Source organism: Citrobacter sp. B72, assembly GCF_016894305.1.
GTDB lineage: Bacteria > Pseudomonadota > Gammaproteobacteria > Enterobacterales > Enterobacteriaceae > Citrobacter > Citrobacter portucalensis.
The window spans coordinates 3,499,811-3,525,953 of record NZ_CP069801.1 but is presented as its reverse complement, the minus strand read 5'-3'; the positions used below and the strand labels follow the sequence as shown (position 1 = coordinate 3,525,953).

At 49.6% G+C, this 26,143-nt stretch carries 22 protein-coding genes; 15 read left to right on the top strand and 7 right to left on the bottom strand.

The window, feature by feature from the left end; translation table 11 throughout:
* The first annotated feature begins 119 nt into the window (after window positions 1-119).
* Genes torC through torD form a run of 3 tightly spaced genes read left to right on the top strand, consistent with a single transcriptional unit; the run spans window position 120 to window position 4,439 of the window.
* On the top strand, window positions 120-1,298 hold the full coding sequence (gene torC / locus JQN59_RS16845; protein ID WP_003831126.1) for a pentaheme c-type cytochrome TorC: 1,179 nt from the start codon (window positions 120-122) through the stop codon (window positions 1,296-1,298).
* Window positions 1,288-3,828, top strand: coding sequence for a trimethylamine-N-oxide reductase TorA (gene torA / locus JQN59_RS16840; protein WP_149607756.1), 2,541 nt, complete (start codon window positions 1,288-1,290; stop codon window positions 3,826-3,828). Before torC ends, torA begins: the two co-directional genes overlap by 11 nt.
* The gene (torD, locus tag JQN59_RS16835; RefSeq protein WP_103015047.1) at window positions 3,825-4,439 is read left to right on the top strand and encodes a molecular chaperone TorD; all 615 of its coding nucleotides are present in this window, start codon (window positions 3,825-3,827) and stop codon (window positions 4,437-4,439) included. Before torA ends, torD begins: the two co-directional genes overlap by 4 nt.
* Before the next feature lie 55 nt (window positions 4,440-4,494).
* Here the strand turns inward: torD and uspF are convergent, their stop codons facing one another.
* Window positions 4,495-4,923, bottom strand: a complete 429-nt coding sequence (gene uspF / locus JQN59_RS16830; RefSeq protein ID WP_003831130.1) for a universal stress protein UspF — start codon at window positions 4,921-4,923, stop codon at window positions 4,495-4,497.
* Between the two features lie 530 nt (window positions 4,924-5,453).
* On the opposite strand from uspF, the gene JQN59_RS16825 reads away from it, so the two are divergent.
* Window positions 5,454-6,548 (top strand): NapC/NirT family cytochrome c, encoded by a 1,095-nt coding sequence (locus JQN59_RS16825; protein ID WP_103015048.1) that lies wholly within the window; start codon window positions 5,454-5,456, stop codon window positions 6,546-6,548.
* A 20-nt stretch (window positions 6,549-6,568) separates the two neighbouring features.
* Window positions 6,569-9,013, top strand: coding sequence for a trimethylamine-N-oxide reductase 2 (locus tag JQN59_RS16820; protein WP_204528092.1), 2,445 nt, complete (start codon window positions 6,569-6,571; stop codon window positions 9,011-9,013).
* Window positions 9,014-9,082: 69 nt separating this feature from the next.
* Here the strand turns inward: JQN59_RS16820 and JQN59_RS16815 are convergent, their stop codons facing one another.
* The 5 genes from JQN59_RS16815 to cusR form a co-directional block, all read right to left on the bottom strand.
* A complete protein-coding gene (locus tag JQN59_RS16815; RefSeq protein ID WP_149607755.1) occupies window positions 9,083-9,886 on the bottom strand; it encodes an MBL fold metallo-hydrolase in 804 nt (267 codons plus the stop codon).
* 83 nt (window positions 9,887-9,969) lie between these two features.
* Window positions 9,970-10,473, bottom strand: a complete 504-nt coding sequence (locus tag JQN59_RS16810) for a hypothetical protein (RefSeq protein ID WP_008784020.1) — start codon at window positions 10,471-10,473, stop codon at window positions 9,970-9,972.
* A 372-nt stretch (window positions 10,474-10,845) separates the two neighbouring features.
* Complete coding sequence (locus JQN59_RS16805) at window positions 10,846-11,172, bottom strand: hypothetical protein (RefSeq protein WP_048214749.1); 327 nt, start codon at window positions 11,170-11,172, stop codon at window positions 10,846-10,848.
* A gap of 125 nt (window positions 11,173-11,297) precedes the next feature.
* Window positions 11,298-12,749 carry a Cu(+)/Ag(+) sensor histidine kinase gene (locus JQN59_RS16800; RefSeq protein ID WP_128317225.1) on the bottom strand — a complete coding sequence of 484 codons (1,452 nt, stop codon included), beginning with the start codon at window positions 12,747-12,749 and terminating at the stop codon, window positions 11,298-11,300.
* Window positions 12,739-13,422 (bottom strand): copper response regulator transcription factor CusR, encoded by a 684-nt coding sequence (cusR, locus tag JQN59_RS16795; protein ID WP_048226190.1) that lies wholly within the window; start codon window positions 13,420-13,422, stop codon window positions 12,739-12,741. The genes JQN59_RS16800 and cusR overlap by 11 nt, the downstream gene beginning before the upstream one ends.
* A gap of 195 nt (window positions 13,423-13,617) precedes the next feature.
* Between cusR and JQN59_RS16790 the strand changes: the two genes are divergently transcribed.
* The 4 genes from JQN59_RS16790 to JQN59_RS16775 all read left to right on the top strand — a co-directional run bounded on the left by JQN59_RS16790 (window position 13,618) and on the right by JQN59_RS16775 (window position 19,904).
* Window positions 13,618-15,000, top strand: coding sequence for an efflux transporter outer membrane subunit (locus JQN59_RS16790; RefSeq protein ID WP_048214747.1), 1,383 nt, complete (start codon window positions 13,618-13,620; stop codon window positions 14,998-15,000).
* Between the two features lie 32 nt (window positions 15,001-15,032).
* Entirely contained in the window at window positions 15,033-15,380 is a 348-nt protein-coding gene (gene cusF / locus JQN59_RS16785) for a cation efflux system protein CusF (protein WP_032942611.1), read from the top strand.
* A gap of 76 nt (window positions 15,381-15,456) precedes the next feature.
* Window positions 15,457-16,749: an efflux RND transporter periplasmic adaptor subunit gene (locus JQN59_RS16780; protein ID WP_008784024.1), complete on the top strand. Its 1,293-nt coding sequence runs from the start codon at window positions 15,457-15,459 to the stop codon at window positions 16,747-16,749.
* An 11-nt stretch (window positions 16,750-16,760) separates the two neighbouring features.
* Window positions 16,761-19,904 carry a CusA/CzcA family heavy metal efflux RND transporter gene (locus JQN59_RS16775; RefSeq protein ID WP_008784025.1) on the top strand — a complete coding sequence of 1,048 codons (3,144 nt, stop codon included), beginning with the start codon at window positions 16,761-16,763 and terminating at the stop codon, window positions 19,902-19,904.
* 52 nt (window positions 19,905-19,956) lie between these two features.
* Here JQN59_RS16775 and rclR read toward each other — a convergent pair whose 3' ends face one another.
* Complete coding sequence (gene rclR, locus JQN59_RS16770) at window positions 19,957-20,811, bottom strand: reactive chlorine-specific transcriptional regulator RclR (protein WP_048214745.1); 855 nt, start codon at window positions 20,809-20,811, stop codon at window positions 19,957-19,959.
* Window positions 20,812-21,048: 237 nt separating this feature from the next.
* On the opposite strand from rclR, the gene rclA reads away from it, so the two are divergent.
* The 6 genes from rclA to JQN59_RS16740 all read left to right on the top strand — a co-directional run bounded on the left by rclA (window position 21,049) and on the right by JQN59_RS16740 (window position 26,087).
* The gene (gene rclA, locus JQN59_RS16765) at window positions 21,049-22,374 is read left to right on the top strand and encodes a reactive chlorine resistance oxidoreductase RclA (protein WP_149607754.1); all 1,326 of its coding nucleotides are present in this window, start codon (window positions 21,049-21,051) and stop codon (window positions 22,372-22,374) included.
* Window positions 22,375-22,546: 172 nt separating this feature from the next.
* A complete protein-coding gene (gene rclB / locus JQN59_RS16760) occupies window positions 22,547-22,777 on the top strand; it encodes a reactive chlorine resistance periplasmic protein RclB (RefSeq protein ID WP_048226462.1) in 231 nt (76 codons plus the stop codon).
* Window positions 22,778-22,788: 11 nt separating this feature from the next.
* Window positions 22,789-23,349, top strand: coding sequence for a reactive chlorine resistance membrane protein RclC (gene rclC, locus JQN59_RS16755; protein WP_149607753.1), 561 nt, complete (start codon window positions 22,789-22,791; stop codon window positions 23,347-23,349).
* 571 nt (window positions 23,350-23,920) lie between these two features.
* Window positions 23,921-24,616: a flagellar brake protein gene (locus JQN59_RS16750; protein ID WP_103015057.1), complete on the top strand. Its 696-nt coding sequence runs from the start codon at window positions 23,921-23,923 to the stop codon at window positions 24,614-24,616.
* 21 nt (window positions 24,617-24,637) lie between these two features.
* A complete protein-coding gene (locus JQN59_RS16745; protein ID WP_188110104.1) occupies window positions 24,638-25,219 on the top strand; it encodes a helix-turn-helix transcriptional regulator in 582 nt (193 codons plus the stop codon).
* Window positions 25,220-25,319: 100 nt separating this feature from the next.
* A complete protein-coding gene (locus tag JQN59_RS16740) occupies window positions 25,320-26,087 on the top strand; it encodes a putative bifunctional diguanylate cyclase/phosphodiesterase (RefSeq protein ID WP_103015058.1) in 768 nt (255 codons plus the stop codon).
* The last annotated feature ends 56 nt before the right edge of the window (window positions 26,088-26,143 follow it).

The following is a 26,143-nucleotide window of genomic DNA, read 5'->3' as shown; positions in this document are numbered from 1 at the left end:
CTCTTTCTGTTCATATCTGTTCACATTGTGCCGTAAGCCATTCATCCTGACCAGTGTTGCTGTTCACATTTGAGAAATAAGATCCTCTGTAACTAAACCATAAGATTACAGGGGCTATTATGCGGAAACTATGGAGGGCGCTGCTCAGACCGAGCGCACGTTGGTCAGTGTTGGCGCTGGTCGTTATCGGGATTGTGGTCGGTATTGCGCTGATCGTCTTGCCGCACGTTGGTATTAAATTAACGAGTTCTACCGAGTTTTGCGTGAGCTGCCACAGTATGCAGCCGGTTTACGAAGAATATAAACAGTCTGCGCATTTTCAGAATGCCTCCGGGGTGCGCGCAGAATGTCATGACTGCCACATTCCATCCGATATTCCAGGCATGGTGAAACGTAAGCTGGAGGCCAGCAACGATATTTACCAAACCTTTGTTGCCCACTCTATTGATACTCCAGAGAAATTCGAAGCCAAACGCGCTGAGCTGGCGGAGCGCGAATGGGCGCGAATGAAGGAGAACAACTCCGCGACCTGTCGTTCTTGTCATGACTATGATGCGATGGACCACGCGAAACAACATCCTGAAGCTGCGCGCCAGATGAAGATTGCGGCCAAGGACAACCAATCCTGTATCGACTGCCATAAAGGTATTGCACACCAGCTTCCCGATATGAGCAGCGGTTTCCGCAAGCAGTTTGATGAGTTACGCGCCAGGGCGAACGACGATGGCGAGACGCTCTACTCTCTGGACATCAAACCTATTTATGCCGCCAAAGGTGATAAAGAACCTGCAGGCTCACTGCTGCCCGCTTCTGAAGTGAAAGTGTTAAAGCGTGATGGTGACTGGCTGCAAATTGAAATTGTGGGCTGGACCGAGAGTAATGGGCGTCAGCGCGTGTTGGCGCAACTGCCGGGCAAGCGCATTTTTGTGGCTTCCATTCGTGGCGACATCCAGCAGCACGTGAAGACGCTGGAGCAAACCACCGTTGCGGAAACGAATACGCCATGGAGTAAATTGCAGGCCACTGCCTGGATGCAGAAGGGCGATATGGTCAACGATATCAAACCTATCTGGGCTTATGCCGACTCGCTCTATAACGGAACCTGTAACCAATGCCACGGTGCACCAGAGAAAGAACACTTTGATGCTAACGGTTGGATTGGCACGTTGAACGGCATGATTGGATTTACCAGTCTGGATAAACGTGAAGAACGTACCTTGCTGAAATATTTGCAGATGAATGCCTCTGACACTACGGATAAGCCGCATGGCGATAAGGGAGAAAGCAATGAAAAATAACGATCTCTTTCAGGCATCGCGCCGACGTTTTTTGCTGCAACTGGGCGGCTTGACCGTAGCTGGTATGTTAGGGCCTTCGCTGCTCACGCCGCGTAGCGCTAATGCTGCAGAAGTACAGGGGGCAGGCGTCAAAGAGGGGATTCTGACCGGTTCTCACTGGGGGGCGATTCGTGCCACCGTGGTTGACGGTCGTTTCATTGAGGCCAGGCCGTTCGAGCGCGATAAATACCCGTCAAAAATGATTGCCGGACTCCCGGATCACGTACATGGTGGAGCGCGTATTCGCTACCCGATGGTCCGCGTGGACTGGTTGCGTAAACGCCATCAGAGCGATACCTCGCAACGTGGAGATAACCGCTTTGTGCGCGTTTCGTGGGATGAAGCGCTGGATTTCTTCTATCAGGAGCTGGAGCGCATTCAGAAGACTTATGGTCCGAGCGCGCTGCTAACGGCCAGCGGCTGGCAATCGACCGGGATGTTCCACAATGCTTCCGGGATGCTGGCGCGTGCCATTGCGCTGCATGGCAACAGCGTGAGTACGGGGGGCGACTATTCCACCGGTGCCGCTCAGGTCATTCTGCCGCGCGTGGTGGGTTCAATGGAGGTATATGAACAGCAGACCTCCTGGCCACTGGTACTCGAAAACAGCAAAACCATTGTGCTGTGGGGTTCTGACCTCATCAAAAACCAGCAGGCGAACTGGTGGTGCCCGGATCATGATGTCTACGAATACTACGAGCAACTGAAGGATAAAGTGGCGCGGGGCGAGATTTCGGTCATCAGCGTTGACCCGGTCGTCACCTCGACTCATGACTACCTGGGCCGCGACAAGGTTAAGCACATCGCCGTAAACCCGCAGGCTGATGTGCCACTACAACTGGCGCTGGCACACACGCTGTATACCGAGAAGCTCTACGATAAGCATTTCCTCGAGAACTACTGCGTTGGGTTTGAGCAATTTCTGCCTTATCTGCTGGGAGAAAGTGACGGACAGCCTAAAGATGCTCAGTGGGCGGAAAAAATCTGCGGGATTGATGCTGAGGCAATCCGTGAACTGGCTCGGCAGATGGCGGGGGGCAGAACGCAAATTATTGCTGGCTGGTGCGTGCAGCGTATGCAGCATGGGGAACAGTGGGCGTGGATGATCGTAGTGCTGGCCTCAATGCTTGGGCAAATTGGCTTACCCGGCGGGGGATTTGGCTTTGGCTGGCATTACAACGGCGCGGGCACCCCAGGTCGTAAAGGCGTTATCCTGAGCGGATTTTCTGGTTCTACCACCGTTCCACCGGTACATGACAGCACCGATTATAAGGGCTACAGCAGTACCATTCCGATCGCGCGTTTTATCGATGCGATTCTGGAGCCCGGCAAGAGCATTAACTGGAACGGTAAAACCGTCAAGCTGCCACCGTTGAAGATGTGCGTTTTTGCCGGGACCAATCCGTTCCATCGTCACCAGCAGATCAACCGTATTATTGAGGGCTGGCGTAAGCTGGAAACCGTTATCGCCATCGACAATCAGTGGACCTCGACCTGTCGATTCGCTGATATCGTATTGCCGGCGACGACCCAGTTTGAACGTAACGATCTCGACCAATATGGCAACCACTCCAACCGCGGCATTATCGCTATGAAGCAGCTGGTGCAGCCGCAGTTTGAAGCGCGTAATGATTTCGATATTTTCCGCGATCTTTGCCGCCGCTTTAATCGTGAAGAAGCCTTCACCGAAGGGCTGGATGAGATGGGTTGGTTAAAACGGATCTGGCAGGAAGGTAGCCAGCAGGGGAAAGGGCGCGGCGTCCATCTCCCGGCTTTCGACGTTTTCTGGAATCAGCAGGAGTACGTTGAATTCGAACATCCGCAGATGTTTGTCCGTCATCAGGCCTTCCGCGAAGATCCCGACCTTGAACCTCTGGGGACGCCGAGCGGTTTGATCGAGATCTATTCGAAAACTATTGCCGATATGCAATATGACGATTGCCAGGGGCATCCGATGTGGTTTGAGAAAATCGAACGTTCACACGGTGGGCCTGGATCGCAACGTTGGCCGCTGCATCTGCAATCCGTCCACCCGGATTTCCGTCTGCATTCACAGCTCTGCGAGTCCGAAGCGCTGCGTAAGCATTACGCGGTAGGTGGCAAAGAACCGGTGTTTATTAACCCGCAGGATGCCAGCGTCAGGGGGATCCGCAACGGCGATATAGTTCGTGTATTTAACGCGCGTGGACAAGTGCTGGCCGGCGCGGTTGTCTCCGATCTCTACTCGCCGGGCGTGGCGCGCATCCATGAAGGTGCCTGGTACGATCCTGATAACGGAGGAGAAATCGGAGCGCTGTGTAAATACGGCAATCCGAACGTGTTAACCCTAGATATCGGTACGTCTCAGCTGGCGCAGGCGACCAGTGCGCATACTACGCTGGTGGAAATTGAGAAATATACCGGTAAGGTGGATAACGTGACGGCGTTCAGCGGCCCGATAAAAATGGTGGCGCAGTGTGAATATGTCCCGGCACAGAAGGTGACGTCATGATGAAACACACCTCCCTGACGACAGAACAGATGGCCTGTGTTTATGCATGGTTGGCGCAAATGTTTTCCCGGGAGCGTGACGGTGAGGGATTAGCGCAATTGCAGTCCAGCGAAATGACTGAGTGGTTCACCGTACTCAAAGGTGAACCGTCGCTTGAGGCGGATGTTCTTTTGCTGGAAGCGAAAATTGCCGCGCTCAAGGTACGTGAAGACGCTACCCTGGAACTGGCGGCAGATTTTTGCAGCCTGTTCCTGATGTCGGATAAACACGCCGCGTTACCCTATGCGTCGGCTCATCTTGAAGAAGGGCCAAACTACGGGGTCATTAAACAACTGTTATCTGATACGGGCATGCAGGTAAGCGATACGTTTAGCGAATCAGCCGATCATCTGGCGATTTTTATCGAATTGCTGAGTCATCTGCATTTTTCTCTTGGTGAGCCAGGAGGGAGCCGTCAGCGTATTGATGCGTTGCGCAGAGAAACGCTGGCGGGGCTGTTACGCTGGTTACCGGAGTTCACCGCTAAATGCCGCCGATATGATGACTTTGGTTTCTACGGTGCGTTGAGCCAGCTGCTGCTGGCATTTGTCAGGCTGGATCATCAGAACTGAGTGATGGCCTGAGCCACAGAAAAACGGGAGCACATTCGCTCCCGTTTTAACCCTATCACCGCACAACCAGCACCGGGCATTTCGCGTGGCGGACTACGGCTGCCGCCGTTGAACCCAGTAAATAAGTGCTAAACCCCGGCTTGTGTGAGGCGATGACGATAAGCTCGGCGTCAACCGCCTCCGCCAGCTTGAGGATCTGATCCTTCGGCGGGCCGTAAACAACGTGGGTCTGAGTCCTGCCGGCAGGAATATTGAACTGCTTAATAATCTCTTCGAGTTTTTCGCTGGCCTTGGCCTGCAGACCACTTCTGTCCGGAAATTCGGTAGAGTAGGCCAGTCCCAGCGAGGCATAGAACGGAACGGTAGGAATAACTGCTAAAAAGTGGACCTTCGCGGTTTTGGCATGCGCCTGGACCTGCGGCACAACATGACGAGTGAGATCGGCTTCAGAGATATCAATGGGCACCAGAATTGAGCGATACATATTCACTACCTCCTGTTTGTTTTACCTCTACCCTGAGTGTAGCGAAAGTTGTTTCTGTATAATAAGTGACCAGATCAAGAATGTGTGCATCAGTGCGGGCCAATGAAATGTGTGTGTGTCGTATGTCTGGCCGTAATGTATATGTGAGCGAAATAGTAAGACAGGTATCTTCATTAATACGTGTAATCGCAAAATAGAAAAGGGTTCTTTTTTATATGCTTTCATTGTATATTTAATTATATAGCGAGTGTTAACGCGGGATTAACTTCAGCGACTTTTACTGTTTATAGAATTTTTATTCTGAAGTTTGTGTGGTTAATGGATAATCAAACCTTGCGTGTAGAATAAAACTCTAATTTTAAACGAAATTTGATATTTACATTTCATTCTCACTAATTATGCGAGCCCCTTCAAACTTACCCATTGGCTGATTCTTATTTCTCTCTTTGCTTGATGAATATCAATAAATAGCTGCTTTAGGATATTTATTGTCTACCTCTAAAAGGGTATTCGTCTGATGGAAATAAAAGATGAGAAAAATAAATAAAACTATCCTATGGACGATGCTGCTGTGCATTGTTCTTGGCGCAGTTATTGTTTTGGCGGGGCAATGGACATTACATAAAACCTCGAGTACAGAATTCTGTTTGTCTTGCCATACGATGCAGGCGCCCTACGAAGAATATACCGGCTCGGTTCACTTCCAGAATCAGAAAGGCATTCGCGCAGAGTGCGCGGACTGTCATATCCCGGAGGGCGGTCTGGATTTTCTGGTGGCTAAGCTGCGGGCCTCAAAAGATGTTTATCATCAGTTCATCACCAAAAAGATCGATACCCCGGAAAAATTTGAAGAACACCGTCTGGAGATGGCGCAAACCGTTTGGGCACAGCTCAAGGCTAATGATTCTGCGACCTGCCGTAGCTGCCACAGTATGGACTCCATGGATCTTACCGCACAAAGCGCGGATGCTCAGAAGATGCACAAAATGGGCATCGCGGAAAAGCAAACCTGTATTGATTGCCATAAAGGCGTCGCCCATTTCCCACCTGAAATAAAAATGGATGACAGCGCGCTTAAAGGGCTTGAAGCGCAGTCAGCCTCCACCCCAGCTTCAGCAACTGAACTTTATGCTGTAAGCAACACCGCGTTGGGCGATCTGGGAACCGTTTACCCGGCAACTAAAATGCAGGTCCTGAAAACAACGGACAACGCGCGACTGGTCGAGATTCGCGGTAGCCAGATGCAAGGAAGTGAACAGGTTATTTACTACGCAGCAGGGCAGCGTTTGATTCTTGCCAGCCTGAGTGAAAAAGGTCAACAGTCGCTGAAGATCCTCTCCGACTGGAAAAAAGATGACTACGGCAATGCGTGGCGAGATGTCGTGCTACAGGGGGAATGGAGCGGTTCCGCTCTCGCCAGCCGCGAACCAATGTGGGATTACGCGCGCAAACTCGACAATGTGTACTGCGCAGGCTGTCATGCGCCAATTCCGGCGAATCATTTCACGCTCAACGCCTGGCCTTCAGTAGCCAAAGGGATGGGCGCTCGCACCAATATCAGTGAAACCGAACTGGATATCCTGAGCCGTTACTTCCAGTACAACGCTAAAGACATGAATAAATAAGCGATCAATCAGGAGAAATCATGAAACTCACAAGACGTGACTTTATTAAGACGGCTGGCGCGGCAACCGGGACAATGGCGATTTCTTCGGTGATCCCAATGCCAGCCTGGGCCGAAGGCCAGAATGGCGGAGCAATCCTGACGGCAGCACGTTGGGGTGCGGTATACGTGGAAGTAAAAGACGGAAAAGTGGTTTCCTCAAAAGGTGCGTTGCCGAAAACGGTGCCGAACTCATTACAGCAAACTGCGCCAGATCAGGTTCATACCAATATCCGCGTTAAGTATCCGATGGTGCGCAAAAGCTATTTGGAAAACCCGGGTAAAGCGGATGGCAAACGCGGTAACGATCCTTTCGTGCGGGTCAGCTGGGAGCAAGCGCTGAAGCTCATTCATGAACAACACAGCCGGATCCGCAGCAGCTATGGTCCCGCTTCGATATTTGCCGGTTCTTATGGCTGGCGATCCAGCGGCGTTCTGCATAAGGCGCAAACCTTACTGCAACGTTATATGAGCATGGCCGGTGGCTACGCTGGGCATACCGGAGATTATTCAACCGGTGCCGCGCAGGTGATCATGCCTTATGTTGTGGGATCGGTTGAGGTCTATGAGCAGCAAACCACCTGGCCGATGGTGCTTGAGCACAGTCAGGTCGTGGTGCTGTGGGGGATGAACCCGCTCAACACCCTTAAGATTGCCTGGAGCAGCACGGATGAACAAGGGATCGAATACTTTAATCTGCTGAAGAAATCAGGGAAAAGCGTCATCGCCATCGATCCGATGCGTTCTGAAACTATCGAGTTCTTTGGTGATAATGCGACCTGGATTGCGCCACATATGGGGACCGATGTGGCAATGATGTTAGGGATTGCCCATACGTTGGTGAAGAAAAACCTTCACGACAAAGCCTTCCTGGAAAAATACACTACCGGATATCCGCAGTTTGAAGAGTACCTGCTCGGCAAGAGCGATAAAGTAGAGAAAACCGCCGAGTGGGCATCTGGCGTGTGTGGCGTGCCTGCTGAGCAACTGGAAAAGCTGGCGGAAATTTTCTCCAGCAACAAAACCATGCTCATGGCAGGTTGGGGGATTCAGCGCCAGCAATACGGTGAGCAAAAACACTGGATGCTGGTGACTCTGGCGGCGATGCTGGGGCAAATTGGTACCGAAGGCGGCGGCTTCGGGTTCTCTTATCACTATTCCAACGGCGGTAATCCAACGCGCATCGGTGGAGTCTTACCGGCGATCTCCGCCAAAATTGAGGGTGGGTCATCGGCAGGTAATGACTGGGCGGTTTCCGATGCGGTGACCAGCCTGCCGGTAGCGAGAATTGTCGAGGCGCTGGAAAACCCAGGCGGCAAATATCAACATAACGGTAAAGAGCAAACCTTCCCGGATATCAAAATGATCTGGTGGGCGGGCGGCGCTAACTTTACCCATCATCAGGATACCAACCGCTTAATCAAAGCCTGGCAGAAGCCTGAACTGGTTGTCATCTCTGAATGCTACTGGACCGCTGCGGCCAAACACGCCGATATCGTTCTGCCAATCACCACCTCGTTTGAGCGTAACGATCTGACCATGACCGGTGATTACAGTAACCAGCATCTGGTACCGATGAAGCAGGTCATTGAGCCGCAGTTTGAAGCGCGTAGTGATTTTGACGTCTTTGCCGATCTGGCTGAGATGCTCAAGCCGGGGGGGAAAGCTGTCTACACCGAAGGCAAAGATGAAATGGCGTGGCTGAAGCAGTTCTATGACGTCGCGCAAAAAGCCGCCCGCGCCCAGCGTGTTGCCATGCCTCAGTTCAACGCGTTCTGGCAGCAGAATAAACTGATCGAAATGCGTGAGAATGAAAAGAATAACAAATATGTGCGCTACGCGGATTTCCGCAGCGATCCGGTGATGAACGCACTCGGAACGCCGAGCGACAAGATAGAAATCTACTCGAAAACGATTGAAGGCTATCAGTATAAAGACTGTCCGCCGCATGCGTCCTGGATTGAACCGGATGAATGGAAAGGAACTGCGGATAAAGATCAGCTGCAGCTACTGACGGCGCACCCGGCACATCGTCTGCATAGTCAGCTGAACTACGCGTCGCTACGTAAAGAGTACGCGATTGCCAATCGTGAACCGGTGACGATTCATCCGGATGACGCAAAAGCCAGAGGGATTGCCGAGGGCGATCTGGTCCGCGTATGGAATGCTCGTGGACAGGTTCTGGTTGGGGCGCACGTCAGCGACGGCATCAAACCGGGCATCATCTGTATTCATGAAGGCGCATGGCCGGATATTGAAAACGGTATCTGTAAAAATGGCGGCGCGAACGTGCTGACGGCGGATATCCCGACTTCAAGACTGGCGAACGGCTGTGCCGGGAATACCAGCCTGGTATACGCAGAAAAATACACCGGTGAAGCGCCAAAACTCACCGTCTTTGATGAGCCAGCAATTGTCACCATGTAGTGATGACTGATAAATGGGGGCCGTAAGGCTCCCGTTTTTTATTGCTGTTTGGGCTGCTTTTTACTGTTGTTACTCAGCCAGCACAATCACATCTCCCGTTGCCGGGGCGTCAGTTCCCGGTAGCCACAATCGCCCCCACGAACCGGTGCAATGACAGCCGAGCAGTTTTTCGGGTTGTTGTTGCTGAACAAATTGTCGAGTCCGCCATAGCTTAGCGGGGGAGGCGGCGCGTAAATGAAACCCACCGACCAGGGCATAAATTTTGTTAACCCCGGTGATTTTCTGGCAATGGCGTACGATGTTTTCTATTCCCCGATGCCCGCAACCGGTAATGATGACTAACCCGCGTGCAGATTTATAGATCAATACGCCTTCGTCACTGATGTAATCTGGCTGGAGTGTTTTCTCGCTAATCACGCCATAGGACTGTGGCGTGGGGACACTGATTTCCCCGGACCACAAAAAGCGATCGCTGATAGCCAGCGGCTCGCGGGTGTATTCCATTATGAATCGAGAGTAGTTGTTATCACGCGAGAGTTTTTTTATTTTTCGTGGTGTTCCCGCAACCGTAACTGAGGCGTACCGTTCGCAGGCTATTTGGGGATGGCAAATGATACGGCTGTTATCCGCAAGCCATGGCACGCCGCCGCAGTGATCATAATGACCGTGCGACAGCACTACGGCGGTTAATTGGGTCAGGTCCACGCCCATTTGTGCAGCGTTGTGCATGAAGCTGCCATCCGGCCCGGTATCAAACAATATGGTGGTTGTTTCATCCTGAACTAACAGACTTAATCCAGGCTTGGCCAGTATTGATTTTTCTGCGCCAGCAGCGCGTCGGTTTTCAAGCAGCACCGTGAGGGTTAAAGCCATGCCTGACTCCCGTATTAAAACGGCATACTGTAATGCATCGCTTTTGAGAGCGCTGTGATCTCAGCGCTCTTTAGCGTTATCCGTTATTCACGCACAATTTTGCCTGCGTTTCCTGCATCGCTGTCATTCCAGCTACCGTGACCATTTGTTTTAATCGTATAGGTGGCATAGCCGACACGGAAGGTCATCGTATCCTTATAGGTATTTACGTCACGCACTTCATTACCATTGACGTAAACGCCGGAATCTTCGACGTGAATATCAACACTGCGTTGACCATTGGCAAATTTGGCTACGTAATTTCCGCTGAATTTGCCATCAATACCGGCATTATCGTGGTTATCCGTGTTAGTGGTATTTTGCTGTTTTTCACCATGATGATGACGATTCTGCTGGCCGTTGCTGTTCTCAATAAAGCCATGATCGCGGTTCCACTGATAGGATTTATTCACATCGCAGCCATTGAGTTCACTCATCTGTGTACAACCTGAACGTTCATACTTTTTCTGCATTGCCGGGGTAATTGCACATGCTGTTGTGGCAGTTGTCAGGCCAAGGACCAGGAGGGTTAGCAGACGTTTATTCATTTTTTACTCACTATCATCATTAAATTTATTTATAGGCATACGAACTTTTGGACTGTCATGTTTACGACGACGGCAGTCTCCCATTAAATATTAATGAAGCATACCAGGGGGAATCCTAATTTATAATTAGGGTGGGGTGATGAATGCTGTAATACGCAACAAAACAAGCCGTTTATTTACTTATTTTATACAACCCGGGTAGAGAACTAAGATGTATTCACTTTTAGAAGAAGGATTTAATAAATTATTAATATTGACATTAACGATGAAGTGGGACGCGGGCTTGTATATAAACAGGCCCGCGTGGGGAGAGTAGTCCACAATATTCAAACTTCGCGTATTTATGGATGTCGTTGTCAATATAGTTCGTCTTTACCCCTGAGTGGAGATCTGCGCGCGGTGCTGCTCGGCCTGTACCTCATGAGCAAATGAATGGCCGTTGTTTACCGATTGGTGAACAACCATCGCTTTTTCATGTTCATTCATTTGTGAAAATGATTTCGCATTGGTTGATATTGACGATGAATTATTTGCTTGCGCGGCGTGTGCTTGTGCCATTTGTTGATGTGCAGGAGCGTCGCTGTTATTCATCATTTCATGAGCCATTGCGGCCTGCTGATGCATTTTGGGTGTTTCTGCCGCATTAACGCCAGCTGAAATAAAAAACGCGATAGCTAAAAAAGAGGACATCTTATTCATCATATTTCTCCTGTTTGGGTTTACGGAAGAAAGTATAATTAATAGGGGCTGTCAGTGGCGTGACAGGATTATGACGGTTGTGTCAGACAACAGGTGATGACGGGTATAAGCGTCATCACCATAAATTAAATCGCGTGCTTGGGCAGCGTCAGAATAAAGCGAGTGGCATGAGGGTCGGAAGTCACCGAGACTTTTCCTTGATGGGCAGTCACAATTGATTTCACAATCGCCAGACCAATGCCGCTGCCTTCGCCCTTACGCTGTCGTGAAGGGTCCACTCGATAAAAGCGGTCAAAGAGTCGCGGAAGATGTTGCGGGGGAATGGGGTTTCCGGGATTCTCAACGACTATCTGCACCTGGCCATCCGCCTCTTTCACCCGTACGGTTACCGACTCGCCTTTTGGCGTATAGCGCATGGCATTTGACAGCAGATTACTCATTGCCCGGCGTAACATTAATGGGTCGCCTGAAACCCAGCATGCGCGTCCTTCAAACCGTAAACCAACCTCACGCTCTTCAGCCCAGGCTTCGAAAAAGTCGAACACTTTACCGACCTCATCAGCCAGATTGAGCGCTTTTTTTTCTGGGATCAGCTGATTGTTATCCGCCTGCGCCAGAAACAGCATATCACTCACCATCTTCGACATACGGCCAAACTCTTCGAGATTAGAATACAGCACATCTTCCAGCTCTTTTTGGCTGCGGGTCTGGCTGAGCGCAATTTCCGTTTGGGTGACGAGGTTAGTTATTGGCGTGCGGATCTCATGGGCAATATCCGCTGAGAAGTTCGACTGGCGTTTAAATACGTCTTCGATGCGTTCGATCATGTGATTAAACGAACTCACCAGTTGTTCCAGTTCAATAGGAACAGCTTGCGGATCGAGGCGTACATCGAGATCTTTCGAGGTGATATTTTGGATGCGACGACTGACGTTACGAATCGGTTCATGACCTTTGTATACGGCGAACAACACGATAAAAACAATCATCATGCTAATCAGCGATGCTGTCATAATCAGCTTGTTTTTCAGATCGTTAATATAGTGCAGATGAAAGTCGATCGATAATGCCAGATACAGCGTATACGCTGGTTTTCCATCGGCAAGTTGTCCTACCGGCAGGCGAATCATTCGCCAGTTAGACGATGTTTTCTGTCCGTGGATATGTTTGGAGGTTTGCAGTGTGGGGCCTGAGATAATAAAAACATCGCTGGCATGAGCATTTTTATCCGGCCTTGCACTGGCGATAAACTGCCGGAGATCCGGCGCATTGGGCGAATGGAAAATGGCCTTCTGGTTGCTATCTTCCAGAGAAATAATGACGTTCGAATAACCCGACACCACATTTTTTAGCGTTTCCAGGCGGCGTGATTCTGGCTCGTTGGGTTGGTTAATAATCCTCTCCAGCGTGGCGCTAATCTCTTGTAAATCGTTGATGTCCTGCTCGGCGAAGTGGACTTTCACGGAGTGGATCATTATCCATGCAAAGGCGAAAAATGAAGCAATTGTCGCCAGGCTGATAAAAAAGGTCAGTCGTGTCGCCAGCGAAAAAGGGCGTCGCCATCGTTTACTGGCCATCAGGAACCTCAAGCATATATCCCACACCGCGCACGGTCTGAATCAGTTTCGGCTCAAAATCGTTATCAATTTTGGCGCGCAGACGCTTAACGGCGACGTCGATGGCATTAGTATCGCTGTCAAAATTCATATCCCAGACCTGGGAGGCGATCAGTGAGCGGGGTAAAACTTCCCCCTGATGGCGCAGGAAAAACTCAAGCAGCGTAAACTCTTTGCTGGTCAGGGTGATGCGCGTACCGCTGCGGGTGACTTTCCTGCTGACCAGATCGACCATTAAATCCGCGACCTGAAACTGGCTTTCAACAATCACCGCAGCGCCCCGGCGCAGCAGCGTTCTGACCCGTGCCAGCAGTTCCGCGAAGGCAAACGGTTTAACCAGGTAATCATCAGCACCCAATTCCAGACCTTTAACCCGATGTTCAATGGTACCCAGTGCGGTGAGGAGAAGAATGGGCATTCCTTTGTTGGCGGAACGCAGCATCCGCACGATATCCCAGCCGTTTACATCCGGCAGCATGATGTCGAGTATGAGCAGGTCGTAATCGCCGGTCATCGCCAGGTGATACCCGTTCAGGCCGTTATCCGCTAAATCCACGACAAAACCCGCTTCCGTCAGGCCTTTTGTCAGGTATTCACCGGTTTTTTTCTCATCTTCGACTATCAAAACCTTCATCGCATTCTCCTTCTCGCACTGGTTGTGCGGACTTTCAATTCTAGGGAAGCGGGATCGGATAGCAATCTGTTATTGGGAAAATGACAGTTTTGTCATTTTCCTGTCACCGGTTAAACAGAGTCACTTCGTTAAAGTACAAGACTATAAATTCCTACTTATTTTAGGGACATCAGTCCGGTCAGGACGAGAAGAACTATGAGCAAATTTAAGCTTCTTACTCTCAGCGCTATATTCGTGCTCGCTGGTTGTTCATTGGCGCCGGACTATCAGCGCCCGGCCTTGCCGGTGCCACAGCAATTTTCTTTAAGCCAGAATTCCCTGGTATTGGCTCCTGGTGAATACCAGGACACGGGGTGGCGAACCTTTTTTGTTGACGACCAGGTGAAGGCGTTGATTGGTGAAGCGCTGATCAATAACCGCGATTTACGCATGGCGACGCTGAAGGTTCAGGAAGCGCGAGCGCAGTATGGCGTCACGGACGCTGACCGTTATCCGCAAATCACGGCAGGCTCCAGCGGTACCTACAGCGGTAAATTAAAAGGTGATAGCAGCACCGATCGTCAATTCGAAGCTGGACTCAATCTCAGTTTCGACCTGGATTTCTTTGGGCGGCTTAAAAATATGAGTGAAGCCGAACGGCAGAACTTCTTCGCCAGCGAAGAGGCGCATCGGGCGGTGCATATCTTATTAATTTCCAACGTATCGCAAAGTTATTTCAACCAGCGTCTGGCTTACGCGCAGTTGCAAGTTGCCGAAGAAACGCTGCAAAACTATCAGCGCTCTTATGCTTTTGTAGAGAAGCAACTGATAACCGGTAGCACCAACGTACTGGCGTTGGAACAAGCGCGCGGCGTGATTGAAAGTACGCGTAGCGAAATTGCCAAGCGTAAAGGTGAGTTGGCACAGGCCAATAACGCGCTGCAACTGTTGCTGGGTACATACGGGAAATTACCCGATGACCAGGCGCGCAGCCGTGGGGATATTAAACCGGTAACGCTGCCGCCATCGCTTTCGTCGCAAATACTGTTGCAGCGCCCGGATATTATGGAAGCTGAGCACGGATTATTGGCGGCAAATGCCAATATCGGTGCTGCACGGGCGGCATTTTTTCCGTCGATAACGTTGACCAGTTCCGTGTCCAGTAGCAGTAGCGATCTTTCCAATTTATTTAATGCCTCCAGCGGCATGTGGAATTTTGTCCCCAAAATAGATATTCCAATCTTCAATGCCGGACGTAATCAGTCCAATCTCGACCTGGCAGAAATTCGCCAGCAACAGTCGGTAGTGAATTACGAACAAAAAATTCAGAACGCGTTTAAAGAAGTGGCGGATGCACTGGTGTTACGCCAAAGCATTGCCGATCAAATTAGTGGGCAGCAGCGTTATCTGGATTCATTGCAAATCACACTACAGCGCGCCAGAGCGCTTTATCAGAATGGCGCAGTTAGCTATATCGAAGTATTAGACGCAGAACGTTCTTTATTCGCTACGCGGCAATCGCTGCTCGATCTTAATTACGCCCAACAGGTTAATGAAATTAAACTGTTTGCTGCCTTAGGCGGCGGTTGGGTGGAGTAATCCTTAATATTAACTTTTCAGGAGCATGATGTATGAATACTACCGCCAAAGCCGTACTGTTTAGCCTTTTCTCTGTGGTTATGTTTAACGCTCAGGCCAGTGAGAATCAGCATGGTGAGATGATGAATATGCAGCCAGCGGCTCAACAGGAACAACGCATTAGCGCTACCGGGGTGATTGAAGCTGTTGATATGGAGAGTAAAAAAATCACGATCAAACATGACCCTATTCCAGCGGTGAACTGGCCGGCCATGACGATGCGCTTTACGCTGGTTGCTGATACGAAGGCTGATGATATTAAGCCAGGCGATAAGGTCGCGTTTACGTTTGTTCAGCAGGGAAATCTCTCTGTGTTACGCGATATTCACATCAGTAAATAACGTTCTCGCTGGTCTCTTTTATTCTTGCCCGGGTTTTTGCGAACGCGGGCGAGACTATCGCGCAATGGAAATCACTATGGCGTCTTTAAATATTAAAAATACCGCGCTTATTCTCGGTAGCATGATTGCCGGCGGGATTATTTCTGTCGGTGTTTATACTTATTATTCATCGGCAAAAATATCGTCTGTAGCCGGACCAGTTCAGCAAAAAGAAGCCAGAAAAGTGTTGTTCTGGTATGACCCCATGTATCCGAACACGCGCTTTGATAAACCGGGTAAATCACCGTTTATGGATATGGATCTGATCCCGAAATATGCCGATGAAGAGACCGCGAACGCATCATCACCAGGCGTGCGCATCGATCCTACACAGACCCAGAACCTGGGGCTGAAAACAGAGCCAGTGCGTCGTGGACCACTGCACTACGCGCAAACTTTCCCGGCCAACGTTAGTTATAACGAATACCAGTTTGTTATTGTCCAGGCACGCTCTGCGGGCTTTATCGAGAAGGTTTACCCGCTGACCGTGGGGGACAAAATTAAGAAGGGTTCGCCGCTGATCGACCTGACTATTCCTGATTGGGTTGAGGCGCAGAGCGAATATTTATTGCTGCGGGAAACGGGCGGCAGCGCGACGCAGGTGGAAGGGATTCTGGAGAGATTACGTCTGGCTGGAATGCCTGAAGCGGATATTCAGCGCTTAAAATCGACGCGTAAAATTCAGACCCGCTTTACTCTGAAAGCGCCTATCGATGGGGTGATCACCGCATTCGATTTGCGTACCGGTATGAACATTTCCAAAGACAATGTGGTCGCGAAAATTCAGGGTATGGACCCGGTATGGGTTAGCGCGTCGGTCCCGGAATCTATCGCCTGGCTGATTAAAGATGCCTCGCAATTTACCATCACCGTGCCCGCCTGGCCGGATAAGCCTTTCACCATCAGCAAGTGGAGTATCTTACCAAGCGTTGATGCTACCACGCGTACGCTCCAGCTCCGTTTACAGGTCGATAACCCCGACGAGGCGCTCAAGCCCGGGATGAATGCTTACCTACAACTGAAAACACAAAGCGAGCCAATGCTGCTGATCCCGTCTAAAGCACTGATTGATACGGGTACCGAGCAGCGGGTCATCACCGTTGATAACGAAGGCCGATTTGTGCCGAAACAGGTTGCGGTATTCCATGAATCCCAGGGGCTGACGGCTATCCGCTCCGGCCTGACCGAAGGCGAAAAAGTGGTGTCCAGTGGCCTGTTCCTGATTGATTCTGAAGCGAATATCTCTGGCGCACTGGACCGTATGCGCGCCCAGAACAGTAAGGCGCAAGACGCAGCCGCCATGCCAGCCCAGGCGACCCATTCACACTGAGGACATGATAAATGATTGAATGGATTATCCGTCGTTCGGTGGCAAACCGTTTTCTGGTGATGATGGGGGCGCTGTTTCTTAGCGTCTGGGGAACCTGGACCATCATCAATACGCCGGTTGATGCGCTGCCCGATCTCTCTGATGTTCAGGTGATCGTCAAAACCAGCTATCCGGGGCAGGCGCCGCAAATTGTTGAAAATCAGGTGACCTACCCGCTGACCACCACCATGCTGTCGGTACCCGGCGCGAAAACCGTGCGCGGTTTCTCGCAGTTTGGTGATTCCTACGTGTACGTCATTTTCGAAGATGGTACCGATCCTTACTGGGCGCGCTCGCGCGTACTGGAGTATCTCAACCAGGTTCAGGGAAAATTACCGGCTGGCGTTAGCGCGGAAATGGGACCGGACGCCACGGGCGTCGGCTGGATATTTGAGTACGCGCTGGTGGATCGCAGTGGGAAACATGATCTGGCGGAATTACGCTCTCTTCAGGACTGGTTTTTAAAGTATGAGTTAAAAACGATTCCTAACGTGGCGGAAGTAGCTTCGGTAGGCGGCGTGGTTAAACAGTATCAGGTCGTTATCGATCCGATGAAGCTGACGCAATATGGCATCAGCCTGGCGGACGTGAAATCGGCGCTGGATACGTCGAATCAGGAAGCGGGCGGCTCATCTGTTGAGATGGCTGAAGCGGAATATATGGTCCGCGCCAGTGGATATCTGCAAACGCTCGATGATTTTAATAACATCGTCCTGAAAACAGGGGCCGACGGTGTACCTGTTTACCTGCGCGATGTGGCGCGCGTACAGATTGGGCCGGAAATGCGCCGCGGGATCGCCGAACTGAATGGTGAAGGCGAAGTCGCGGGCGGGGTGGTTATCCTGCGTTCCGGTAAAAATGCGCGTGAGGTGATCTCTGCCGTTAAAGCCAAACTCGACACGCTGAAAAGCAGCCTGCCGGAAGGCGTAGAGGTAGTTACAACATACGATCGCAGTCAGCTCATCGATCGTGCCATTGATAACCTCAGCTACAAGCTGCTGGAAGAGTTTATCGTCGTGGCGCTGGTGTGCGCACTGTTTCTGTGGCATCTGCGTTCGGCGCTGGTGGCGATTATTTCCTTGCCGCTGGGGCTGTGTATCGCGTTTATCGTGATGCATTTCCAGGGTTTGAACGCCAACATCATGTCGCTAGGGGGAATTGCCATTGCCGTCGGGGCGATGGTTGATGCCGCAATCGTGATGATTGAAAACGCCCATAAGCGGCTCGAAGAGTGGGGGCATCAGCATCCGAATGAAAAGCTCGATAACGCAACGCGCTGGAAGGTTATTACTGACGCCTCGGTAGAAGTCGGCCCGGCATTGTTCATCAGCCTGTTGATCATCACGTTGTCGTTTATCCCCATTTTCACGCTTGAGGGGCAAGAGGGGCGACTGTTCGGCCCGCTGGCGTTCACCAAAACGTATGCGATGGCAGGCGCGGCATTTCTGGCGATTGTGGTTATTCCTATCCTGATGGGGTTCTGGATCCGTGGAAAAATACCGGCCGAAAGTAGCAACCCGCTTAACCGTTTTCTGATCCGTATTTACCATCCGTTGTTGCTGAAGGTGTTGCACTGGCCCAAGACCACCATTCTGGTGGCGGTGCTTTCAATACTGACGGTTGTCTACCCGCTGAATAAAGTCGGTGGTGAATTCCTGCCGCAGATTAACGAAGGCGATCTGCTGTATATGCCTTCGACATTGCCGGGGATCTCAGCGGCGCAGGCAGCGGACATGCTGCAGAAAACCGACAAGCTGATCATGACCGTTCCGGAGGTGGCGCGCGTGTTTGGTAAAACCGGTAAGGCAGAAACCGCAACAGACTCCGCGCCGCTGGAAATGGTTGAAACGACGATCCAACTGAAGCCGCAGGACCAGTGGCGTCCGGGGATGACGATGGACAAAATCATCGCCGAGCTGGACAAAACAGTACGCTTGCCGGGCCTGGCGAATCTGTGGGTTCCGCCGATTCGTAACCGTATCGACATGCTCTCTACGGGGATCAAAAGCCCAATTGGCATTAAGGTGTCGGGTAATGTTCTGGCAGATATCGACGCCACGGCGGAGCAAATTGAAGAGGTGGCCAGAACCGTGCCGGGTGTATCTTCGGCGCTGGCCGAGCGTCTGGTGGGCGGACGCTATCTCAACGTAGATATTAATCGTGAAAGAGCGGCCCGGTACGGCATGACTGTAGGTGCTGTGCAGCTGTTTGTCACTTCAGCGGTAGGAGGGGCAATGGTGGGCGAAACGGTGGAAGGGATTGCACGCTATCCTATCAACCTGCGCTATGCGCAGAGCTATCGTGATAGCCCGGAAGCATTGCGTAATCTGCCGATTCTGACGCCCATGAAACAGCAAATTACGCTGGCGGATGTCGCCGATGTGACGGTGGTTTCGGGGCCTTCGATGCTGAAAACCGAAGATGCGCGACCAACCAGTTGGATTTACATCGACGCCCGAGATCGTGACATGGTCTCAGTGGTGAACGATCTGAAAAAGGCTATTGCTGAAAAGGTCCAGTTAAAGCCGGGGACCAGTGTGGCGTTTTCGGGGCAATTCGAGCTGCTTGAGCGCGCCAGCCATAAGCTCAAGTTGATGGTGCCAATGACGCTGATGATTATCTTCGTATTGCTTTATCTGGCCTTCCGTCGCTTTGGCGAAGCGCTGCTGATTATCACCAGTGTGCCTTTTGCGCTGGTGGGCGGTATCTGGTTCCTTTACTGGATGGGGTTCCATATGTCGGTCGCAACCGGAACCGGATTTATCGCCCTGGCAGGTGTTGCTGCGGAGTTTGGCGTGGTGATGCTGATGTACTTGCGCCACGCTATTGAAGCCGAACCCGCGCTGGAAAATCCGCAAACCTTTACGGCGGACAAGCTGGATGAAGCGTTATATCACGGTGCTGTGCTGCGCGTGCGGCCAAAAGCGATGACCGTGGCGGTGATTATCGCGGGTCTGTTACCTATCTTGTGGGGGACGGGAGCAGGCTCAGAAGTCATGAGCCGCATAGCCGCACCGATGATTGGCGGCATGATCACCGCACCATTGCTGTCGCTATTCATTATTCCGGCTGCGTATAAGCTGATGTGGTTGCACAGACACCGCGGTCAAAAATAATGCTCTAAAGCGCGCGCCTGCATTCGGATTTGTTGCCGAAGCAGGCGCCGCGTTATACCTCCAGTGCCTTCACGCGTTTGCGGTACTCACCCGGCGTGCAGCCAAATTCCCGTAAAAAGACTTTATGGAATGACGATTCGCTGGCGTAGCCTACCGACTCGGCCACCACAACCAATGGCTGCGACCCACGTGACAGCATCTGGGCAGCGAATTGCAGGCGTAAAGTGGTTAATACTGCGAGCGGCGTGGAGTTTGAGACTTCACGAAATAGCTGCGCGAAGCTGGCCCGCGACATATGTGCACGTTTCGCCAATTCTTCGACGGTCCAGGCAAACGCCGGTGACTCCAGCATCATGAAGACGACAGCCCCTAGTTTGGGATGAAGCAGTAGATTCAACACGTTTTGAACGGGGGTCGCCTTGGTTAACCATTCGCGAACGGCTAAGGCGAACAGTGTGGCGCATTGTTGACTGCAGACTACACTGGAACCTGGCAGAGTACTCATGGATTCCTGTTGCATCAACGCAATCATGGCCTTGAGCCAATGGCTGACAGGGCTATTTTCATCAGGTGCCAGAACCAATACTTCCGGTAACGCAGTTAAAAAATAGCGTGAGGAAGCGTGCAATCGAAGGCTGCCACAAACAATGTGTGTTTGTTCATCGCCAGACTGGCAGAGCCGATGTGCGGAGTTTTGCGGCAGGATCACGATAGTACCGGGCCGCAGAGTAAAAGATGTCCCATCGGGCATGTCCAGTTGGGCTGCCCCTTGTGTGACCGTATGCCAGCGGATAATGGACAATTCACCTGCTGCGTGCGGCAGTTGCCAGTCCCTGCTCAGCAGGCAATTTTGATCGATCGAGCCTTGTGGGTCGTTAAGCATCAGTAATCGGCTAAGGGCATCCATGGAGACTCCTGAGCATTTTTTGTTGTCGTTTATTGAAACGATATTATCTCTTTATTTTATTATTATATTAATACCTTCAAAGTGTTAGTGTAATAATTCATTCTCGAAATGTTAGTCATCTTTAAGGCTAATTTAGACGATCTGACAGTTATCTGCGAGTTGTGGATACATTGTTCTGGCAGAGTTAGACCTATACTTCATTTCATTAAACGAACAGTGACTTGGCGGAGAGACAGCATGAATCAGTATCAGGCGATTATTATTGGATTTGGCAAAGCGGGTAAAACGCTGGCGGCAACACTGGCCAAAACGGGTTGGCGGGTAGCGATTATTGAACAGTCAAACACCATGTATGGCGGGACATGCATCAACATCGGCTGTATCCCAACCAAAACCCTGGTACATGATGCTGAACTTCAGCATGAGTTTGCCGAAGCAATGCAACGCAAGGCCTCTGTTGTCAGTTTTCTGCGCGATAAAAATTTCCATAATCTTGCCGATCTGGAAAACGTGGATGTGATTGAAGGTCGTGCTGAATTCGTTGATAACCATACTGTGCGAGTCGTGCAGTCAACAGGCGAGATTGAGCTGAGCGGCGAGAAAATCTTTATTAATACTGGCGCCCAGTCAACGATTCCAAACGTTGAGGGATTAACCACGACACCTGGCGTATTTGACAGCACCGGGCTGTTGAATTTGACGCAACGTCCAGAGCGTCTGGGCATTTTGGGCGGTGGGTATATCGGCGTTGAATTCGCATCGATGTTTGCCAACTTTGGTAGCAAAGTCACTATTTATGAAGCAGCTCCGCAGTTTTTGCCTCGTGAGGACCGGGATATTGCTGACGCTATCGCCAACATTTTACGCGACAAAGGTGTCGAGTTGATCCTCAATGCCAACGTGCAGTCGGTCTCCTCTCATGATGGTGCAGTACAGCTGCACATGCCGGAGGGTGCCCAGACGGTGGATGCGCTGTTGGTAGCATCAGGTCGCAAACCGGCGACAGAAAACCTGCAATTGCAGAAAGCGGGTGTGGATGTAAACGATCGTGGTGCCATTGTTGTGAATAAATATTTGCGTACATCGGCAGACAATATTTGGGCAATGGGCGATGTCACTGGTGGATTACAATTTACCTATATCTCGCTGGATGACTTCCGTATTGTGCGTGACAACCTGCTAGGCGAGGGGTTACGTAACACGGGCGATCGCCAAAACGTACCGTATTCCGTCTTTATGACGCCGCCGCTTTCCCGCGTCGGAATGACTGAAGAACAGGCTCGCGCCAGCGGTGCGGCGGTGCAAGTCGTGACGTTGCCGGTAGCGGCTATCCCGCGAGCGCGGGTGATGAATGATACGCGTGGTGTTCTTAAAGCGGTGGTGGATAGTGAAACGAAACAAATATTAGGCGTGTCGCTGCTGTGCGTGGATTCTCATGAAATGATTAATATCATCAAGACGGTTATGGACGCGGGGTTACCTTATACCACATTGCGTGACCAGATATTTACCCATCCAAGTATGAGCGAATCATTAAACGATCTCTTTTCTCTCATAAAATGATAATAACGTAGTCTGCATATTTGCCCCACCCGTGTGGGGCTTTTTTTTATTTGTTTTTTATACTCCTGATACTAATTGACAGTTATTCTGGCGTTACGGATGAAATAAAATAAAGTGACATGTTTTATTATATTCCCACTGAAATAACTCGTTAATGGAAATAGAAATGAACATGTTTAAGTCTACGTTACTAATGACTGCGTTACTGACTGCTCCGGTGACATTTTCCGCGTTAGCGCAAACAGAGGTTGCCCACGTTAGCGTATCAGCCGTGTCTGGCTCTCCTTCCGTGATGGAAGATGCCATTGCGAAACTGGCGCAGGAAAAGAATGCGACTTCCTGGAAAATTACCTCAATGCGCATTGATAGCAGCACTCACGCAACGGCAATTTTGTATAAGTGAGGAGAGCCGGGATGGAAAAGTATCTTCGTATATTGGGCAAAGGCGATAGAGTTGGATTAACCTTGATTCGCCTGAGTATCGCGATTGTTTTTATCTGGATTGGTTTATTAAAATTTGTACCTTACGAAGCCGACAGCATTACGCCGTTTGTCGCCAATAGTCCGGTAATGTCATTTTTTTATGAGCATCCAGAAGAATACAAACAACATTTAACCCACGAAGGTGAATTCAAACCGCAGGCTCGTGAATGGCAGACGGCGAATAACACGTATACGTTCTCAAATGGCCTGGGCGTAGTCGAAGTTCTTATCGCTTTGCTGGTGCTGGCTAATCCTGTTAGCCGTTGGTTGGGATTAATTGGCGGCGTTCTGGCATTTGCCACACCAATTGTTACCTTATCATTTTTAATAACCACGCCGGAAGCATGGGTAATGCCGCTGGGTGATTTACACCACGGATTTCCGTACTTGTCAGGCGCCGGACGGTTGGTGTTGAAAGACACGTTAATGTTGGCGGGAGCAGTGATGATCATCACAGATTCATCCCGATCAATAATTAAGCAGCGATATTGAATTTTTAACGTTGTGCCCTCTGTAAGATAGCAAGCCACTATAGTTCGATTCGGTACTTACCGGGCCAGCAGGATGCTGGCTTTTTTTCTGACTTAAGGTAAATTTATTAAGCATATATAAATTGCAATTATTCAATTTAGAAGCATAACGAGTCAGAGCTATATTTTTAGTTAATGATAGAGTGCAGTAAACATCTTCTCTTATCCCCCGCGATAGCACGCCAACCCGCATGTTGCTTAGCCCCTCCATCATGATAGCTTTATTTTTTTCTGTACAATTCTTGCTATTCGTTATCTCAAAACCTCATTTTAAAAAATTTTGTTATTCGCTTTTGTTATAGCCAGTACGCAAGTTCGCGTGGTTTTAGGCCTGGCTTGAGCTAGAATTAATCCTGATTAAATGTTTTTACGTATCAATAACTGACTAAAGATAGTTAAAAACTTAATTTTTAACCAACTGTTTGACATGGAATCCACTATGGTAATTAAGCACCAGGGGTGGATGCTGATCTCGCGTTTTGTGAGTAACCAAAGGCGGGACATATCTTAAATATGGAAATAAGGGTTTTAGAATGAGCTTTGGCTTAGCAAAGGAAGACAAGTTTGAAATCATCGCTATCCTTCGTGAAGAGCTTCATAAGAAAACGAAACTGGAAATCCTGTGTGGAGACAGTAGCGTTATCACGCAGTTAGAGAAGATTGATTTCGAACGGTTTGTCATCTCCGGACACGGAGACATTGTTCCTGAAAAGGTCCAATACTTTATCCTGCACAGTGAAAGCGGGATTGTAAAGTTTACTGCCAGGTTCGAACAAACCTCGTCAGCAGGTGCGGAAGCAGGATTATCCTACTTCATCCCGGATATGATTTTCTTTGCCCAGCAGAGACAAAATCAGCGTTTTTCATTCCTGAAGGGTTATGACTTTTTCTGTTTTGGTCGTTACAAAAATGGAGAAAACTACTCTCTCAAGATTAAAAATATCTCGCAGGGTGGTTGTGCGTTAATCGTTAAAGATGTAAACGCCCGTTTTCTTTATAAAGATGCGGTGATTAAAAATGCATCTCTGGATTTCGATACCTTTGGCAGTTTACAACTGGACTTAAAAGTGATCGATGTCGTCCCGATCAATGAATTTGATGAGGATAACCAGTTGTATTCCTGTCATCAGATCTCATGTGAGTTCGACTTTAAAAATCGTCGTGAAGAGACTGAAGTCGAGAAAATCATTATTAAATTTTTAATGAGTAACAAGATTAGAAGCTTATAAGGAACGGTGAACAGGATGTTGATGTGTGGCAGTGATAATTTTGTGGGCAATGGTATGTTTGCCTACCTGACCAGCAAACATGTACCGATACAAACATTCCAGTTTGAGGATATGTTGCATCAGTCATCATTATGCCAGCATCAAACCATGGTTTTTAATATCATTGATAATGAACAAGCGTGTTCAGACATTGTTCAGTTTTTGAATAAAAACCGATTCAAATTTTATAATAACGTCGTGGTGATTGTTGCTGATAGTTTGGTGGCGAAATTATGCGTAGAGTTATTATATGTCGAAAAAACAATAGTTTTGACTGAAAAATCTTCACTGCGTGATTTTGGTCAATTGGCAACATTATCAGTCGGGAAATGGAACCCCCGACTGTATCGTTCGCAGAAGAGATTAACCGAAAGAGAACAGCAGATCCTGAACTTACTGGTAAGTGGTTATACAGCCAAAGAAATTTCTGAGTTAGTTAGCCTGAACTATAAAACGATTCAGGCACATAAGATGAGAGTCGTCGTCAAGCTTGGCCTGACCAATACCTCTGATTTAAATAAGTTAATTGTCAGATTTACCCATCCTATGTCTTTTTTACCCTAACCTGACCATTCTTTTCTGATGTAATACACCTAATAGTAGATACAATTTGGGAGTGATTTTGACTGGTTTTTAATTTTATGATTTGTAGAGGGAGAGGGGAATGTTTAATCCCAATGAGGTGCTAACTGCGCTTGAAAAGGCTTTGAATACCAGTCAACTTTATATGGTTTATCAGCCTATTTTCAATTTGCATGCCCAGCGTATAAGCGGATTTGAAGCATTAATGCGTTGGAATAGTCCTCAGATGGGAATGATCTCTCCCGATGTTTTTATTACCTTACTGGAAGATAGCGGCAATATTATTTCCATTGAAGATATGGTTACTCACTCTCCGTGGGATGTTGCAACTTCCTGGCCTGACCCCATTGTATTATCCGTCAATATTTCCGCGCTTGAATTCTGCGATCCTCTGTTACCCCAACGCGTCAGACAAAATCTTGCCACTTCCGGACTGCCGGTCCATCGATGCCAAATAGAGGTCACGGAAACGTCACCGCTGTGTGACAGCCAGATTGCGGCTAAAAATATGACAGAATTAAAGGCGATAGGGGTCAAGCTTGCACTTGATGATTTTGGAACTGGCCATGCTAATCTTAATTACCTGTTGAAATATCCTTTTGACACCTTAAAGATTGATAAGGAATTTGTCACTGGTATTGAGCCCGACACCCGATCAACAAAGATTGTTGAGGGTATTATTTCACTGGCGCATAATTTTGGCATTGAAGTTCTTGCCGAAGGGGTGGAAACCCAGTCCCAGCTGGAGCGGTTGATGCAGATTGGTTGTGACAAAATTCAAGGCTTTTTCATTTCTCCCCCGGTGCTGGCAGAAGAGATCCCTTCACTCTTAGCACAATATAATCGTTAATCCCTCCTTTTCACGTTTCCCAACCCCTTGGTTGTTCCGCGTTGCTGTTAAGTCTG